General features: G+C 66.2%; 19 protein-coding genes and 1 pseudogene. 15 read left to right on the top strand and 5 right to left on the bottom strand.

Annotation, left to right across the window (positions count from 1 at the left end; genetic code table 11):
• The first annotated feature begins 4 nt into the window (after positions 1–4).
• The 6 genes from Q0O97_RS06690 (at position 5) to yghU (ending at position 5,633) form a co-directional block, all read left to right on the top strand.
• The gene (locus tag Q0O97_RS06690) at positions 5–1,426 is read left to right on the top strand and encodes a gamma-aminobutyraldehyde dehydrogenase (protein ID WP_294926498.1); all 1,422 of its coding nucleotides are present in this window, start codon (positions 5–7) and stop codon (positions 1,424–1,426) included.
• A complete protein-coding gene (locus Q0O97_RS06685; protein WP_294926496.1) occupies positions 1,423–2,175 on the top strand; it encodes an SDR family oxidoreductase in 753 nt (250 codons plus the stop codon). The genes Q0O97_RS06690 and Q0O97_RS06685 overlap by 4 nt, the downstream gene beginning before the upstream one ends.
• The gene (locus tag Q0O97_RS06680; RefSeq protein WP_294926494.1) at positions 2,175–3,125 is read left to right on the top strand and encodes a 3-hydroxyacyl-CoA dehydrogenase NAD-binding domain-containing protein; all 951 of its coding nucleotides are present in this window, start codon (positions 2,175–2,177) and stop codon (positions 3,123–3,125) included. The genes Q0O97_RS06685 and Q0O97_RS06680 overlap by 1 nt, the downstream gene beginning before the upstream one ends.
• Entirely contained in the window at positions 3,115–4,326 is a 1,212-nt protein-coding gene (locus Q0O97_RS06675) for an FAD-dependent oxidoreductase (protein ID WP_294926492.1), read from the top strand. Before Q0O97_RS06680 ends, Q0O97_RS06675 begins: the two co-directional genes overlap by 11 nt.
• 9 nt (positions 4,327–4,335) lie before the next feature.
• Complete coding sequence (locus Q0O97_RS06670; RefSeq protein ID WP_294926490.1) at positions 4,336–4,659, top strand: 2Fe-2S iron-sulfur cluster-binding protein; 324 nt, start codon at positions 4,336–4,338, stop codon at positions 4,657–4,659.
• A 98-nt stretch (positions 4,660–4,757) separates the two neighbouring features.
• Positions 4,758–5,633, top strand: coding sequence for a glutathione-dependent disulfide-bond oxidoreductase (gene yghU / locus Q0O97_RS06665; RefSeq protein ID WP_294926488.1), 876 nt, complete (start codon positions 4,758–4,760; stop codon positions 5,631–5,633).
• A 191-nt stretch (positions 5,634–5,824) separates the two neighbouring features.
• On the opposite strand, the gene Q0O97_RS06660 is transcribed toward yghU, so the two are convergent.
• On the bottom strand, positions 5,825–6,019 hold the full coding sequence (locus Q0O97_RS06660) for a DUF1127 domain-containing protein (protein WP_294926486.1): 195 nt from the start codon (positions 6,017–6,019) through the stop codon (positions 5,825–5,827).
• 182 nt (positions 6,020–6,201) lie between these two features.
• Positions 6,202–6,720 (bottom strand): PLP-dependent aminotransferase family protein, encoded by a 519-nt coding sequence (locus Q0O97_RS06655; RefSeq protein WP_294926557.1) that lies wholly within the window; start codon positions 6,718–6,720, stop codon positions 6,202–6,204.
• A gap of 11 nt (positions 6,721–6,731) precedes the next feature.
• On the opposite strand from Q0O97_RS06655, the pseudogene Q0O97_RS06650 reads away from it, so the two are divergent.
• From Q0O97_RS06650 to Q0O97_RS06640, 3 genes and pseudogenes are all read left to right on the top strand, one after another.
• Positions 6,732–7,085: pseudogene (locus Q0O97_RS06650) on the top strand (thiamine pyrophosphate-dependent enzyme); the annotation flags it as partial.
• 118 nt (positions 7,086–7,203) lie between these two features.
• Positions 7,204–8,220, top strand: coding sequence for a putative sulfate exporter family transporter (locus Q0O97_RS06645; RefSeq protein ID WP_294926556.1), 1,017 nt, complete (start codon positions 7,204–7,206; stop codon positions 8,218–8,220).
• Positions 8,221–8,275: 55 nt separating this feature from the next.
• Complete coding sequence (locus tag Q0O97_RS06640) at positions 8,276–9,238, top strand: phosphate acetyltransferase (RefSeq protein ID WP_294926484.1); 963 nt, start codon at positions 8,276–8,278, stop codon at positions 9,236–9,238.
• A 121-nt stretch (positions 9,239–9,359) separates the two neighbouring features.
• Here the strand turns inward: Q0O97_RS06640 and Q0O97_RS06635 are convergent, their stop codons facing one another.
• Together Q0O97_RS06635 and Q0O97_RS06630 are read right to left on the bottom strand one after the other, a co-directional pair.
• Positions 9,360–10,712, bottom strand: a complete 1,353-nt coding sequence (locus Q0O97_RS06635; protein WP_294926482.1) for an NCS1 family transporter — start codon at positions 10,710–10,712, stop codon at positions 9,360–9,362.
• A gap of 27 nt (positions 10,713–10,739) precedes the next feature.
• On the bottom strand, positions 10,740–11,438 hold the full coding sequence (locus Q0O97_RS06630) for an aspartate/glutamate racemase family protein (protein ID WP_294926480.1): 699 nt from the start codon (positions 11,436–11,438) through the stop codon (positions 10,740–10,742).
• A 134-nt stretch (positions 11,439–11,572) separates the two neighbouring features.
• Between Q0O97_RS06630 and Q0O97_RS06625 the strand changes: the two genes are divergently transcribed.
• The 6 genes from Q0O97_RS06625 (at position 11,573) to Q0O97_RS06600 (ending at position 15,284) form a co-directional block, all read left to right on the top strand.
• Positions 11,573–12,253, top strand: a complete 681-nt coding sequence (locus Q0O97_RS06625) for a GntR family transcriptional regulator (protein WP_294926478.1) — start codon at positions 11,573–11,575, stop codon at positions 12,251–12,253.
• A 123-nt stretch (positions 12,254–12,376) separates the two neighbouring features.
• Positions 12,377–12,835 carry a carboxymuconolactone decarboxylase family protein gene (locus tag Q0O97_RS06620; protein WP_294926476.1) on the top strand — a complete coding sequence of 153 codons (459 nt, stop codon included), beginning with the start codon at positions 12,377–12,379 and terminating at the stop codon, positions 12,833–12,835.
• Positions 12,825–13,715 carry an RNA polymerase sigma factor SigJ gene (gene sigJ / locus Q0O97_RS06615; protein ID WP_294926474.1) on the top strand — a complete coding sequence of 297 codons (891 nt, stop codon included), beginning with the start codon at positions 12,825–12,827 and terminating at the stop codon, positions 13,713–13,715. Before Q0O97_RS06620 ends, sigJ begins: the two co-directional genes overlap by 11 nt.
• A gap of 91 nt (positions 13,716–13,806) precedes the next feature.
• Positions 13,807–14,079 (top strand): type I restriction-modification system subunit M N-terminal domain-containing protein, encoded by a 273-nt coding sequence (locus Q0O97_RS06610; RefSeq protein ID WP_366125243.1) that lies wholly within the window; start codon positions 13,807–13,809, stop codon positions 14,077–14,079.
• A gap of 184 nt (positions 14,080–14,263) precedes the next feature.
• Complete coding sequence (locus Q0O97_RS06605; protein WP_294926472.1) at positions 14,264–15,010, top strand: hypothetical protein; 747 nt, start codon at positions 14,264–14,266, stop codon at positions 15,008–15,010.
• Positions 15,011–15,023: 13 nt separating this feature from the next.
• Positions 15,024–15,284 carry a hypothetical protein gene (locus tag Q0O97_RS06600; protein WP_294926470.1) on the top strand — a complete coding sequence of 87 codons (261 nt, stop codon included), beginning with the start codon at positions 15,024–15,026 and terminating at the stop codon, positions 15,282–15,284.
• A 191-nt stretch (positions 15,285–15,475) separates the two neighbouring features.
• Here Q0O97_RS06600 and Q0O97_RS06595 read toward each other — a convergent pair whose 3' ends face one another.
• Positions 15,476–16,363: a LysR family transcriptional regulator gene (locus Q0O97_RS06595; RefSeq protein WP_294926468.1), complete on the bottom strand. Its 888-nt coding sequence runs from the start codon at positions 16,361–16,363 to the stop codon at positions 15,476–15,478.
• Positions 16,364–16,388: the final 25 nt, after the last annotated feature.

Below are 16,388 nucleotides of genomic sequence, written 5' to 3'. Positions count from 1 at the left end.
GACGATGCAGACGAAACTACTCATCAACGGCGAGTTGGCCGCGGGCGACGGCGAGGCGCTGCCGGTCTGGAACCCGGCGACGGGCGAGGAAATCGCCCATGTCCCCGAGGCCAGCCCCGAGCAGATCGACGCCGCCATGCGCGGGGCGGCGGAGGCCTTCGACAGCTATGGCCGCACCACCCCCGGTGAACGCGCCGCGCTGCTGTTGCAGATCGCCGATGTGATCGAAGCCAATGCCGGGGAACTGGCCGGGCTTGAAAGCCTGAACGGCGGCAAGCCCTGGCCCTCGGCGCTGGACGATGAGATGCCATTGACCATCGACTGCTTCCGCTTCTTTGCAGGCGCCGCGCGGACGATGCAGGGCGTGGCTGCGGGCGAATATGTCGCCGGCCACACCAGCATGATCCGCCGCGATCCGGTCGGCCCGGTGGCGGCCATCGCGCCCTGGAACTATCCGCTGATGATGGCTGCGTGGAAACTGGCCGCGCCCCTGGCGGCGGGTTGCCCGGTGGTGCTGAAGCCGTCGGAAATCACGCCGCTGTCCACGCTGCGGCTGGCGGAACTGCTGCGCGACGTGCTGCCCAGGGGCGTGCTGAACGTGCTGCACGGGCGCGGCCCGTCGGTTGGCGAGCGCATGATCAACGCGCCCGAAATCGAGGCGATCTCGATCACCGGCTCGCCCGCCACCGGGCAGGCGGCGATGCGCGCGGCTTCGCAGCAGATCCGGCATGTGCATCTGGAACTGGGCGGCAAGGCGCCGGTGATCGTCTGCGCCGATGCGGATATCGACGCCGTGGTCGCGACGATCCGCGGCGGGGCCTATTTCAACGCCGGGCAGGATTGCGCGCAGCCCTGCCGGATCATGGCGCATGACAGCATTTACGACCGGCTGGTGGCCGATCTGGCCACGGCGGTCGCCAGCATCAGGACCGGCAAGCCCCGCGATGAGGGCGTCGAAATGGGTCCGCTGGTTTCCGCCGCGCAGCGCGACCGGGTGGCGGGCTTCGTGGACCGCGCCCGCGCGGAATGCGAGGTGGTGACGGGCGGCACCCGGCCCGAAGGCGCGGGCTTCTTCTACGCGCCGACCGTGGTGGCGAATGTCGCCGAAGATGCGGAAATCGGCTGCAACGAGGTTTTCGGTCCCGTCGTCACCGTCTCGCGTTTCTCGGACGAGGATGCGGTGATCCGCACGGTGAACCGGGGGCGCTATGGGCTGGCATCCTCGATCTGGACCCGAGACGCGGGCCGGGCGATGGCGATGAGCAGCCGGCTACGCTACGGCTTCACCTGGGTCAACACGCATGGCGTCGCCACGCCGGAAATGCCCTGGGCGGCGATGAAAGGCTCGGGGACGGGCTGCGACATGTCGGTCTTTGCGCTGGACGCCTATACGGCGGTGCGCCATGTGATGGTGGCCCACGCATGACGCTGAGGGGCAAGACCGCCATCGTGACCGGCGGCGGGCGCGGGATTGGCCGCGCCACGGTGGACCGCCTGCGCGCGGCGGGCGCGAATGTCGCAACCTGCGGACGCGGCGACCGGCCCGCCGACCTGGCCGAGGCGGTGCTTTGGGTGCAGGCCGACGTGTCGCGCAGCGCGGATGCCGAACGCATCGTCGCCGCCGCGCAGGCGCAATTCGGTCCTGTCGCGGTCTTGGTCAACAATGCAGGCGTGCAGGTCGAAAAACCCGTGACCGAGACCACGGACGAGGATTGGGATCGCGTGATCGGCACCAACTGCCGCGGCACCTTCAACATGTGCCGAGCTTTCATCCCGCAGGCACCCGAGGGCAGCAGCATCGTCAATCTCGGCTCGATCTCGGGCGAGGTCGCGGACCCGTCGATGGCGATCTACAATGCGTCCAAGGGGTTCGTGCATGCCCTGACCCGTTCCATCGCCATCGACCACGGCCCCCGCATCCGCTGCAACGCGGTGCGACCGGGCTGGATCGCGACCGAAATGGCCGAGGCCGGTTTCGCGCTGGCCCGCGATCCCGAACGGGCCAAGGCCGATGCGCTGGCACGTCATGCAATGCGCCGCTTCGGGCGGCCCGAGGACGTGGCCGAGGCGATCCTGTGGCTCGTCTCGGATGCCTCCGGTTTCGTGACCGGGCAATGTTTCACCATCGACGGCGGGCTGACCTCGGCCTCGCCGCTTCAGCCGGGGCTATATTAATGAGCGAATATCAGAAAACTGCTGTGATCGGTGCGGGTGTCATCGGCGCAAGCTGGGCGGCGCTGTTCCTGGCCTCGGGCCGCGATGTCGCCGTCCACGACCCGATGCCGGGCACCGAGGCCGATGTGCGCCGCTATATCGACGAGGCCTGGCCGACCCTGCTGGAACTGGGCCTTGCTACCAAGGGCCGCCGCGGCGCGCTGAGCTTTCACGCCAGCGCAGCCGAAGCCGTCACCGGCGCCGATTTCGTGCAGGAAAGCGTGCCCGAGCGTATCGCGATCAAACATGCGCTTTATGCCGAAATCGAACCGGCCTTGCGGCCCGGCGCCATCGTCGCCTCGTCCGCCTCGGGGCTGACGCTGGGCGAGATGCAGGCGGGCTGGACCGATCCCAGCCCCTTCGTCTTGGGTCATCCCTTCAACCCGCCCCACCTGATCCCGCTGGTCGAGGTGATGGGCAACGATCGCACCCGGCCCTCGGCCGTCACGGGGGCCGAAGAATTCTACAGGCTGGTCGGCAAGGTCACCATCCGCGTCAACCGCGAGGTTCCCGGCCATGTCGCGAACCGGCTGCAAGCCGCGATCTGGCGCGAGGCGATCCATCTGGTCAAGACCGGCGTCGCCTCGGTCGAGGATGTGGACAAGGCGGTCTGGGCGGGGCCGGGCCTGCGTTGGGCGGCGATGGGGCCGACGATGCTGTTCCATCTGGGCGCGGGCGAGGGCGGGCTTGCGGCCTTTTGCGAACGATATACCGACAGCTTCAACCGCTGGTGGGACGACCTGGGCGTGCTGCATCTGGACCCCGCGCTTGCCGCCGATCTGGCCGCGGGTGTGCAGGCCGAAACCGGCGACCGCAGCCCCGCCCAACTTTCCCGCCAGCGCGACGCGCTGATCACCGCCATGCAGAAGGTGACCGCACCCCTGCGGGCGGAAGGCAGCCATGACGGATAAGGGGGTCGTCATCATCGGCGCGGGGCAGGCGGGTTTTTCCGCCGCCAGCAAGCTGCGCGATCTGGGACATGGCGGCCCCATCACGCTGATCGGCAATGAGCCCGCGCCGCCCTATCAGCGCCCGCCCTTGTCCAAGGCCTATCTGCTGGGCGAGATGGCGCGCGAGCGGCTGTTCCTGCGCCCACCCGGCTTCTATGCCGAGCGTGACATCACCCTGCTGACCGGCTGCACCGCCACCGAAATCCGGCGCGAGGCCCGCCAGGTCGTCCTGTCGGACGGCAATGCCTTGCCGTATCGGCGCCTGCTGCTGGCCACCGGCGCGCGGCCCCGGTTGTTGCCCGGCGCCGATCTGGACGGCGTGCTGGTGATGCGCAGCCTGGCCGATGCCGACAGGCTGGCGCAGGCTTGCCAGCCCGGCCTGCGCCTGCTGGTCGTTGGAGGTGGCTATATCGGGCTTGAGGCCGCGGCTTCTGCCGTCAAGCTGGGCCTGCGGGTCACGCTGATCGAAGCCGCGCCGCGCATCCTGAACCGCGTCGCGGCGCCCCAGACCTCGGATTATTTCCGCGACCTGCACCTGTCGCGCGGCGTCGATCTGCGCGAGGGCGTGGGCCTTGCGCATCTGACCGGCGCGGGGGGCCGCGTCACCGGCGCCGTGCTGACGGATGGCAGCGAATTGCCTGCCGATCTGGTTGTCGCGGGCATCGGCGTGCTGCCCAATATCGAACTGGCGCAGGCGGCGGGGCTGACCTGCGAAAACGGGATCAGCACCGATGAATATTGCCGGACCGCCGATCCTGCGATCTTTGCGGCGGGCGATTGCACCTCTTTTCCCTGGCGCGGTGGGCGGATCAGGCTGGAAAGCGTCGGCAATGCCATTGATCAGGCCGAGGTTGCAGCCGCGAACATGCTGGGGGCGGGGCAGGTCTATCAGGCAAAACCGTGGTTCTGGTCGGATCAGTTCGACGTCAAGTTGCAGATCGCCGGGCTTTCCGGCGCCCATGACCGCGTGGTGACGCGGTTGGGGGCCGGTCCCGCCCGCTCGCACTGGTATTTCGACGGCGACCGGCTGCAGGCGGTGGATGCGATGAACGACCCGCGCGTCTTCATGGTCGCGAAGCGGGTGCTGGAACGTGGCGGGCCGGTCGATGCCGCCCTTGTCGCCGATCCCGCCAGCGATCTGCGCGCGCTTCTGGCGGGCTGAAAGGGCACTATGGTCAGCATTACCTATATCGAAGCCGACGGCACCGCGCACAAGGTCGAACTCGCCCCCGGCCTGACGGTGATGGAAGGCGCGCGCGACAATGGCATCCCCGGTATCCATGCCGATTGCGGCGGGGCCTGTTCCTGTTCGACCTGCCATGTCTATGTCGCAGCCGAATGGATCGAGCGCCTGCCGCCCCGTGACGATCTTGAACAGGACATGCTGGAATTCGCGTGGGAGCCGGACCCGGTTCGCTCGCGCCTGACCTGCCAGATCAAGGTGACGCCGGAACTGGACGGGCTGGTCGTCACCCTGCCCGAACGCCAGGCATGATTTGCCCGTGACCCGGCGCTTCGGCTGCCGGCAGGGGTGACGGTTGATATCCGGTGCCATCCCCCACATCTTGAGGCGAGACAGCGACAGGAGAGGTCATGAGCGACGACTACACCCCGCCCAGGGTCTGGAAATGGGACAAGGACAACGGTGGCAAGTTCGCCAGCATCAACCGCCCCGTCGCCGGGCCGACGCATGACAAGGACCTGCCCGTCGGCAAGCATCCCCTGCAGCTCTATTCGCTGGCCACGCCCAACGGGCAGAAGGTCACGATCATGCTGGAGGAACTGCTGGAGGCGGGGCTTGACGCCGAATACGACGCTTGGCTGATCCGTATCGGCGACGGCGACCAGTTCGGCAGCGGCTTCGTCGCGGTGAACCCGAATTCCAAGATTCCGGCGCTGATGGATCGCTCGGCCACGCCGCCGCGGCGGGTGTTCGAATCCGGCGCGATCCTGCTCTACCTTGCCGAGAAATTCGGCGCCTTCCTGCCCCGCGACCCCGCCGCACGGACCGAGGCGCTGAACTGGCTGTTCTGGCAAATGGGTTCGGCGCCTTACCTCGGTGGCGGTTTTGGCCATTTCTACGCCTATGCGCCGGTCAGGATCGAATATGCCATCGACCGCTTCACGATGGAGATCAAGCGCCAGCTCGATGTGCTGGACCGGCACCTGGCCGATCACCGCTTCATGGCCGGCGAGGAGTATTCCATCGCCGACATGGCGATCTGGCCCTGGTATGGGCGGCTGATCGCGGGCGGGGTCTATGGCGACGCGGCCACCTTCATCGAGGCGCATATCTACGAAAACGTCCACCGCTGGCAGGCCGAGATCGCCATGCGCCCCGCCGTTCGGCGCGGCATCATGGTCAACAACGTCTCGGGCGATCCGGCCGGACAGCTTTGGGAGCGTCACGATGCATCCGATTTCCTGACCAGGACGCAGGACAAGATCGGCGGTCAGGCCGACGGTTGATCCGCAGGCAACAGCCCGACTTTTGCCGGGCTGTTGCCTGTGACCGCCGGTCGGTCAATGGACACGGGCAGGGGAAATCCCCCGGTTTCGGGGGCTACTCCGGCAAGGGCAGGGTTCGGCCTCTTGGGCCGCCGCGCATGAAAAAACCCCGCAGCACCGCCACGGGGTCCGTTCATCAACGGGGGTTTGCCTCACAGGCCGCGGGCAACCCGTTCGATATCGCCACGCGACAGGCCGATATCGCTCAACTCGCGATCCGACAGCGCGTTCAACTCGCGGCGGGTGATGCGGGCGTTGTGCCAGGCGGCGACCATCGTGGCCGTGCGTGCAACGATCCCACCAAAGCCAGTGGCAGCATGGACATGGCTCATTTCGACTGCGGACATCTCGGCACCTTTTTCATCTTGCCCATTCATCGGGCTTGTTTCGGACAAGGCGGATATAATCCGGGCAAGATGCGGGAAGTAGCCACGATTCCGGCAAAGCCGCTATGCATTCTGCGCCGCAGCAAAAAGGGCGCGCCTGCCGGGCTTCCGACATGCGGGGCAGGAAACCGGGTGCGCCGAAATCACCCGCGGGCGCTGGCATGGCGGGCGATCAGCTCGATGCCCGGTCCGATATCGGCATCGCAGATCGAGGAATAGCCCAGCCGGAAGAAGGGACAGGGCGCGGGCGGGGTCTCGAAAAAGACGTCGCCCGGCTCGATCAGCACCTGGTCGGCCTCGAGGCTTTCGGCGAGGCGGCGGCTGTCCATGCCCGGCGGCCCCTCGACCCAGAAGCTTGAACCGCCCGAACTCGACGCCCCGGCGATGCGCAGGCCGTTGTCGTGCAGCGCCGTCTCCATCCGTGCGCGACGCAGCTTCAGCGCCTGGCGCAGCCGCACGATATGGGCGTCGTAATGGCCGAGCGCGAGGAAATAGGCGGTGATGCGTTGCAGGTGGTTGGGCGGATGGCGCAGCATCATGGCGCGCAAGGCCCGCGCCCGCGCGATCAGCGGCGCCGGCGCGACCAGATAACCGATGCGCAGCCCCGGAAACAGCGATTTCGAGAAGCTGCCGATATAGATCACCCGCCCCTCGCGATCCAGCGACTTCAGCGCCGGCGGTCACGATGGTGATCTTCCGCAACTATCAATGGGGCGCGGAAAAGCGCAACACGGTGCTGTGGTATGACAACAATTTCGTCGGCACGGAACTGGACCGCGAGACCACCTATGCCGGGATCGCGAAGGCCTGCGGCGTCAACGGCGTCCAGGTGCGCGGCGCCGAGGAGCTGACGGCGGCGCTGCACGATGCGGTCGAGCGCCAGATGAAGCATGGCGAGACCACCTTCATCGAGGTGCTGCTGAACCAGGAACTGGGCGAGCCTTTCCGCCGCGATGCGATGAAGGCGCCCGTCCCGGTCGCAGGCATCGACCCCGCAGACATGCGCCCCCAGAAGGGCGCGGCCTGAGAAACGCAGGCCCCCGGCGCAGCCGCCGGGGGTCGTTTTCCGGGATATGATCCCGATCCGGCGCGGACATGCCCGCGCCGGACCACCCCTCTTGTCCTTTCGCATCCCGGTGACGACGATGTTTTCCGAACTCATCCCCTCGCGCGAGACGCTTCAGGCCGCCTTTCCGGGCTTTGCCGTGTCGCTGCTGGCTGCGATCACGGCGCAGTTCCTGTCCGAGCATTACGGCGCCCCCGCGATGCTGCTGGCGCTGCTTCTGGGACTGGCGCTGAACTTCCTGGCCGATGAGGGCACCCGCACCGCGCCCGGCATCGGTTTCACCGCCCGCACCGTCCTGCGGCTGGGGGTCGCGCTGCTGGGCGTGCGCATCTCGGTCGAGATGCTGGCGGCGCTTGGCGGCACGGCCATCGCGCTGATCGTCGCGGGCGTGGTGCTGACCATCCTCTTCGCGCTGCTGGCGACGCGCTTCGTGGGCCGAAGCTGGCGCTTTGCATTGCTGACCGGCGGATCGGTCGCGATCTGTGGGGCCTCGGCGGCGATGGCCATTGCCGCCGTCCTGCCCAGGCATGAAAAATCCGAGCGCGACCTGGTTTTCACCGTGCTTTCCGTCACCGTGCTGTCGACCGTCGCGATGGTGGTCTATCCGATGCTGTCGCAGCTTTTCGGCTTTGGCGCGCGCGATGCGGGCGTCTTTCTGGGCGGCACCATCCACGACGTCGCGCAGGTGGTCGGCGCGGGCTTCTCGATCGGCCCCGAGGCGGGCGAGACGGCGACGCTGGTCAAGCTGATCCGGGTTTCGATGCTGGCGCCGGTGGTGCTGTGCATCTCGCTGGCGATGCGTTCGCGCGGGCTGGCCGATACCGGGGGCGGCAAGGCCCCGCCCCTGCTGCCGGGCTTCGTGATCGGCTTCCTGGTGCTGGCGGCGCTGAACTCGTTCGGGCTGATCCCGGCGGTCGTGGGCGAAATCGCCGCGCAGCTTTCGCGTTGGGCGCTGCTGACCGCCATCGCGGCGGTGGGCATCAAGACCTCGCTGAGAAAGATGTTCGAGGTCGGCGGCGGCGCCATCGCGCTGATCGTGGCCGAGACGGTCTTCCTGGGCGCCTTCATCACCGGCGGCCTGAAGCTGATCGGCTGAAATCCACATCCTGCCATGACCCCATCCTGCCTTGACCTTGTGAAAGCTGCTGCCGATGAAACCGCTTGAACGCATCCTTGAAGCCGCGCGGGCCAATCCCCGCCGCATCATCCTGCCCGAGGGCAATGATCCGCGTGTTGCCGAGGCGGCGGCGATCCTGTCGGCCAGGGGGCTGGCGCGCGTCACGCTGATGAACGGTCCCGATCTGCCGGGCGTCGTCGCGCTGAACCCGGACGAGGCGCCCGACCTGCCCGAACTGGCCGATCACTGGCACCGGATGCGCGCCGCGCGCGGCATGACCGCCCCGCGGGCGCTGGCTGAGATGCGCGATCCGATCCGTCAGGCGGCGATGCGCGTCCGGCTGGGTCAGGCCGACGGCACCGTCGGCGGTGCGGTCGCCACCACCGCCGACACGGTGCGCGCGGCCTTGCAGATCATCGGCAAGGCGCCGGATGCGGGCATCGTCAGCAGCTTCTTCCTGATGCTGTCGTGCAGCGGCGGGGCGCCGGTCAAGGGGGGCATGATCTTCGCCGATTGCGGGCTGGTCATCGCCCCCGATGCCGCCGAACTCGCCGCCATCGCCCGCTCTGCCGCGCAGTCCTGCCGGCAGGTGCTGGCCGAGGTGCCGCGCGTCGCCTTGCTCAGCTTTTCGACCGCCGGGTCTGCCAGCCATCCCAGCCTGGGCAGGATCCACGAGGCCCTGGCCCTGATCCGGGCGGCGGAACCCGGCCTGGAAGTGGACGGCGAAATCCAGTTCGACGCCGCCCTGGACGACGCGATCCGCGCGAAAAAGGCGCCCCGCAGCCACCTGACGGGGCGCCCCAACGTCTTCATCTTTCCCGACCTCGCATCGGGCAATATCGGCTACAAGATCGCGCAGCGCCTCGGCGGGCTGACCGCCATCGGCCCGATCCTGCAAGGCCTCGCAAAACCCGCAAACGACCTGTCGCGCGGATGCACCGCCGACGACATCACCGCCGCCGCAGTCGTCACCGCCGTCCAGGCAAACCCGGCCTGAGCCAGAAAACCACGGACAAAGGCGGTCGGCACCCTCGCACCCCGCAAGGAAAACTGTCTCCGGGGCTGAAGGCGGCCCCGGATTGATGGCGGGCGGCCATTCGGGGCCGCCCGCTCATGGCTCAGTTCTCGCGGAAGCGCTGCGCCGAGGGCAGATGCTTCATCAGCAGGTAGTAAAGGATGCCCGCGGGCAGCAGGCTCGCATACCACGAAATGCCCGAGAAGATCAGCGCGAAGACGATGCCCACGCACATGGCGATGATGGCGGCCATGTTGACGCCCTTATACGGCCCCTCGGGATCATAGAGCTTGTCGAGGTTCAGTTCCTGCTTGCGCAGCACGAAGTAATCCACCACCAGAATCGCGAAGATCGGGCCGAGGAAGGCGGAATAGGTGCGGATGAACAGGTTCAGTCCCGCCGCCGATTCGTCCTTGACCAGTTCCCAGGGGAAGGTGGCGAAGGCCAGCACGCCCACGATCACCGCCGAGGTCTTGAAGTTGAGCTTGAACACGTCCATCAGCGCATAGGCGGGCGGCACGACGTTGTTGAGGATGTTCGTCGTCACCTGCGCGAAGGCGATGAACAGAAGCGTGACGACCAGCAGCAGCTTGTTGTCCACGGCGCTGGAAAAGACCTTGATCGGATCGACCTCGCCGGTCGCGCTGGACACCATCAGCCCGATCAGGCCCATGAACAGCGTGGCGGGCAGGATCGAGTTCGCATAGATCACCACCTGCCGCAGCGGCCCGACACTCTTGCGCAATTCGCGCGAATAGTCCGACACGTTCAGCATCATGGTCGAGTAGATGCCCAGAAACAGCATCGTGCCGCCCCAGAAGGGCGCGCCCCAGGTGCCTTCGGTATTGATCAGGTTGGCGCTGATCTCGGCGCCGTATTTGTCGATGACGCTGAAGAACATGTAGATCAGCGAGCCGATGATAAAGACCGAGCCGATGTTTTCCAGCCACTTGATGCCGTGAAAGCCCAGCACCGACAGGCCGATCTGCAACGCCTGGAAGCCGATGAAGAACACCCAGATGTTGGAATAGCCGAACAGCGTGTCGGAAACCAGGTTCAGCGCCCCGGCGCCGATCCAGCTTTGGAAGCCGAACCAGACGATGGCCGGGACGGAACGCACCAGCGCCGGGATCCGCGTCCCGGCAAAGCCGAAGGACGAACGCGCCTGCACCATGAAGGGGATGCCGTATTTGTGCCCGGCCTGCCCGTTGATCATCAGCGCCAGGCCGATCACGGTGCAGCCGATGGCGATGGCCACGAAGGTCTGAAGCAGATTCAGCGTCCCCACCAGCCCCGAGCCGACGGTGAAGGTCCCGATCGAGACGCAGCCGCCCAGCCAGGCGAACAGGTAGGACCAGGGGTCCATGATCCGCGCCTCTTGCGGGGCCAGGCTTTCCTCGCCCACGGCCTTGTGTTCGATAACGGCGCTGTCGGGCACCATCTCTTGCGTTGTCATTTTCAGGTCTCCTCCCTGTCGATTTGCCTATTTCCGGTTTGGAAAGGCGTAGGCGTTGATCTTGCTGGTCCTCAGCCCCGCGCCCACCAGCGCCTCGATCATGCGGGTCGCTATGCTGACGCCGTCGATGACCGGGATGCCGGTTTCTTCGCTGAGCCATGCGGTCAGGTCGGCCATGCCGGCGCAGCCCAGAACCACGGCCTCGCAACGGTCCTCGCGGATGGCGCGCAGGATTTCATCACGCACCTTGATCCGTGCATCCGATCCCGGCTCTTCCAGCGCCAGCACCGGGATCGAGGCCGCGCGCACGCGGCGGCATTGATGCGACAGGCCATAGCCGTGGATCAGATGCTCGATCACCGGGACCGAGCGCGGCAGCGTGGTCACGACGGAAAACGAGGTCGCCAGCATGCTGGCCGCCTTCACCGCCGCCTCGCAGATGCCCAGCACCGGGCCGCTGGCCAGTTCGCGGCAGGCGGCGATGCCGGGGTCGTCGAAACAGGCGACGACGATGCCGTCGATCCCCTGCGCCTCGGCCTCGCGGACCCGCGCCATGAGGCCGGGCAGCGACATTGCCTCATCGTAATGGCCCTCGATGCTGGCGGGCGCGCCTGCCGCCGTGGCGCCGTGGATCACCGTGCCGGGGCTGGCGGCCGCGCGGGCGGCCTCGACGATCTTGTCGGTCATTGATTGGGTCGAGTTCGGGTTGACGACCAGGATTTCCACTACTGCCTCCATTTATGTTAACAAAGATTGTTAACAAGAATTGTTATCAAGTCAACGATTCTGTGGAGTGGTTGCCTGCCCTGGGATTTGCCGTTAGTTTCCAGGGGTCGATCAGAAAGAAGAACAGAACGCCGATGGACGCGCAGCCCGAAAGCCAGATCGTCGATGCGGTCCTTAACGCGATTTCCGAACAGCGCCTGCCGGCCGGGGCCAAGCTGGGCGAACAGGCGCTGAGCGAGCTGTTCAACTGCAACCGCGCCAATGTCCGGCGCGCGCTGGCCTCGCTGGCCGCCAAGCATGTGGTCGAGTTGCGTCCCAATCGCGGCGCCTTCGTCGTTACCCCCTCGGCGCAGGAGGCGCGCGAGATCTTCCAGGCCCGCCGCGCCATCGAGCGCACCATCGCCCGGCAGGCCGTCACCCGCGTCAGCGACGAGGACGTCGCCTGTCTCCGCGCCAATATCGCCGCCGAATCCGAGGCGCGGATACGCCGCGACAAGCCGACCGAACTGCGCCTGTCGCAGCAGTTCCACATGTATCTTGCCCGGCTTTCCGGCAATCGCGTGCTGGAACGCTTCCTGGCCGAGCTGACCATGCGCAGCACCCTGATCCTGGGCATGTATCCGGGCGGGGGGAATTCATGTTCGAATTGCGACGATCACGTCGGAATCGTCGATGCACTGATGGCGCGGGACGAGGAGTTGTTGCTGCGCCTGACCGACGAGCATCTGCGTCACCTGGAAGCCGGGCTGAACTTCGACCTGCCGCCCGTGTCCTCGGGTAGCCTGAAGGACCAGATCCTCGGCCCGCCTGCATAGACGCGGCCCGCTTGGCCATCGCCCGCGCCCCGCAATCGCCGGCAGGGCGAAAGGGAAGGGCGGTCCTGTCACAAACCGGCCCGCCGTTTCGTCATGGTCATGGAAGCCATGATGGAGAGGACCATGACCCCACGTCTCGATTATTTCAAGGCCGCGCCCGATGCGATGAAGGCGATGCTGGCGCTGGAAACCGCCAGCCGCGGGCTTTCGATCCCGCTTGCGCTGCGCGAACTGGTCAAGATGCGCGTGTCCCAGATCAACGGCTGCGCCTATTGCCTGGACATGCACGCCCCCGAGGCGCGCGCGGCGGGCGTCTCGCAGCAAAAGCTGGACGTGCTGGCGGCATGGCGCGAAAGCCCCGCCTTCGACGCCCGCGAACGTGCCGCGCTTGGCTGGGCCGAGGCACTGACCCGGCTGGAGGCGACCGGCGCGCCCCAGCCCGATTACGACGCGCTCGCCGCCCGGTTCACCGCCGCCGAACAGGCCGAACTGACGCTGATCGTGAATGTGATCAACGCCTGGAACCGTTTCGCGGTAGGGTTCCGCGCGCAGCATCCAGGGCGGGAAAACGATGCCACCTGACCGGCACGGCCCGATCTTTGAAGGCCAGCGCCGCCGCCTGGCGGGGCTGGCCTATCGCATGACCGGCTCGGTCGCCGATACCGAGGACATCCTGCAAGAGGCCTGGCTGCGCTTTGCCGGACAGGACCTGGGCGCGATCCGGCAGGTGCCGCACTGGCTGGGGGCGGTGGTGACGCGGCTTTGCCTCGATCACCTGAAAACGGCGCGGATGCGGCGCGAAACCTATGTCGGCGCCTGGCTGCCCGATCCGCTGGTGGCGGACGACGATCCCGGCCCGGAACGGCAATGGATGGTGACCGAGGATGTCGGCATCGCGCTGGTCCTGGCGCTGGACCGGCTGACGCCCCAGATGCGCGCGGCCTTCATCCTGCGCGACGCCTTCGATTTCGGCTTCGATCAGATTGCCGCCGTGGTGGACCGCAGCCCCGCCGCCTGCCGCCAACTCGTGTCCCGCGCGCGGCGCCGGATGGCGGGGGCCGAACCCGCCGCCGCCCCGCCCGACCAGAGCCTGCCCATCGTCGCCGCCTTCTGGCGGGCCAGCCGCGAGGGCGACATGCAGGCGCTGCTGGACCTGTTTGCCGAGGAAATCGAGGTTCATACCGATGGCGGCGGCAAGGTGCGCTCGGCGCTGAACGTGTTGCGGGGGCGCAGCCGCGCGGCGGGCTTCTTCGCGGGTATCGCGCGCAAATGGCCATATCCGGCAGGGGCGGGGCTGCGCCTGTGCCGGATCAACGGCGCGCCCGGCTTCGTCTCGGTCAGGCCGGGCGGCGTGGTCCAGACCACCGCGCTGGAGGTGCGCGAGGGCCGCATTGCCGCCATCTGGATCACCCGCAATCCCGACAAGCTGCGCCACATCCCGCCCAAGGCCATCGCAGGCTGACCCGCCCTGCGCGGGATGAACGGCGCGGCCGCTGTTGAGTATCCCTCGCGCAACTTCTACTGTCCGCCCGACCGCACGAACAGGACAGGCGATGCTGACAGGACCGATCCGCAACCAAATCGACCAGATCCGGAATGCCTTCTGGTCGGGCGGGGTCTCGAACCCGCTGTCCGTCATCAAGCAACCGACCTTTCTGATGTTCATCAAGCGGCTCGATGAGTTGCACACGGTCGAGGAAAGCAAGGCCGAGATGCCGGGCCATATGGAGCGCCGCATCTTCCCCGAAGGCACCGATGGCGAGCCTTGCGACAATCTCCGCTGGTCGCGCTTCAAGCTGCCCTCGGGCGTGTTCCGCCCTGCCTGAACACCCCTGACCATATAAAGAAGGTAAAGAACGAGTGAGTGGTAGACTTCGACATCACCTATGACAGCAATCTGGAACTCGGTCAGATCATCCAGAAATGCGACTGCGCCGATGCCGTCGTCATGGTCGAACCCAGTTATGAGCGTGATGCTCATCCCATCCCTTCGCAGCAACCCTGCACCGGATGGGCCGCGACAACACGTTGGAAGACAGTGGTGGAGAGGTCGAAATCTGGCAGACCCGGAAACATGGTATCAACACCTACAATCTCGACGTGAGGCCACGCATTGGCACCTCGCATCACGATTACCGGGATATTCCTCTGGGCGATTCCTTTCGGCACGACATCCCCTTTCAGGGCAACCAGACCGCTTTCGTCCGTGTGAAGGTCTCTCGCAAGGCGTCGATGATCCACGACATTCCATACAATTTCTGGATCGAGGACGATTATAGTGCCAGCGCGGAAGCGCCCTGGCACGAAAGCGGAATATTGGCATCCCGCACCAACAAATTTCTTGCATGGCCACAGTATATCAAGGCCAGTGCTGCGCGTTTTGCCGTCCCGGAAATATTGCTGTTGTCCATCGCAGTGATGGAGACCACCCACGGATGGTATGATGAGCCTGCCGAATGGCTTGGGGTCAACAAGAGCATCCGACCTATGAACATCAACGTGTCCTACTGGCCGATGCTTTTCTCCGAAGAAGACATGTACGATCCGGCCAAGAATTTCGATGCGGGCGCGTTCATGCTGAAGCGGATCGCCGAGCGACTGGCCCCGAATGACCGAACCACCAGAAAAATTGCGACCCTTTACAGGAATTTGAACGCGCAAGCAGTGGATGAGTACGGCGCTCGGGTGGAGTTTTTCACCAAAACACTTCGTCCGGACTGGCTTCCAATACCCCCGCACCCCGAAAAGCTCCGATAAGGGAAGAGCAGCCATGAAAATTTACGCGTTCATCGCAACTGCCCTGTCCATCCTGTTCGGCTTTCTCCCTATCTACATCGCCAAAACCACCTATCAGGGGGATGAGCTATGTGATCCCGATTTATATTACTCCGCCGAGAGCGTCTGTGTCCTTCTGTGGGATCGATCCCTTCTCTTTTTCTCCCTCTATTTCGCAATTGCCGCCGTCTTTTTCACCGCTCTGTTCCTTGGCTGCAAATTCATCATGTGGCTTCTGAAGGAATGGTGGCCATGAGGGGCGTGAGCCGCCGTAACGAACTCATTGCCCGCCGGGGTCTCCGGCGGCGGAGGCCGGGTTGCAGGACGTGTCGGATTGGCTGGCCGAGTTCTTCAACCGCACTCGACACGGCGGTGAGGATGATCGGACCCATGAGATACTACGGTGCTCGGGTCGAATATTTCATCCCCGCTGGCTTTAGCGGCTTGTCAGCCGGGATGGTCCAGGGGTTCCGCCCCGGCGCTTCGGCAGGCCTGCACGAAGGCGCTGGCGGCGGGGTGCCTTGCGCCTGCGCGTTGCCAGATCACCCCGACCTGGCGGGCCTCGCCGTCGGGCAGATGGGCCTTCCACAGCCTTAGCCCTTGCGGCCAGGGCGGCGCCCAATCGGGCAGGATGGCAACGCCAAGGCCCCGGTCCACCAATGCGGCGATGGCGTCGAGGGCGTCCAGTTCCAGCCATTCCTGCACCTTCAGGCCGTGGTCCTGGATATAGCGGTCCACGATCTGCCCGCCCCATTGGTTGCGGTCGTAGCGGATGAAACGAGACCGTTCCAGCAACACATGGGGATCCTGTTCGGGGGTGCTGCGGGATGCGATGAAGACCAGCGGTTCGTCGCGGATCGTCAGCCAGCCGGTCGATTTCGGGATGGCGAATTGCGGCTTGACGATCAATGCGGCGTCCAACTGCCCCTCGACCACGCGGTGATACAGATCGACCGAGGAACCGGGCTGCACGAAATAGTCGATCGAGGGGTGATCGGCGCTGAGCCGCGCGATGATGCCGGGCAGCAGGCCCGTCAGCGCCGTCGCGGTCGCACCCAGCCTTAGCTGCCCCGCCGGAACGCCGTTCGCCGCCAGCGCCTGCAAGTCGCGCGCGCCCTGGACCAGCATCCGGGCGTGATCCAGGATCGCCAGCCCCTCGGCCGTCGGCTGGACCGTGCGGCCGGAACGCAGGACCAGCGTATGGCCCAGTTCCTCTTCCAGCGCGCGCAGGCGTTGGGCGAGGGCTGCCGGGCTGCGGTTCAGCCGCCGCGCCGCCTCGGCGATCGAGCCGCAATCGGCGATGGTGATGAAGGTTTCCAGAAAGCGCAGGTCCATAAGGCGGATTTTCCGTCATCCGGGC

It is taken from the genome of uncultured Paracoccus sp. (genome assembly GCF_945915435.1).
Lineage (GTDB): Bacteria > Pseudomonadota > Alphaproteobacteria > Rhodobacterales > Rhodobacteraceae > Paracoccus.
The sequence above is the reverse complement of the archived record's forward strand: the minus strand, read 5'-3'. Positions and strand labels throughout refer to the sequence as shown.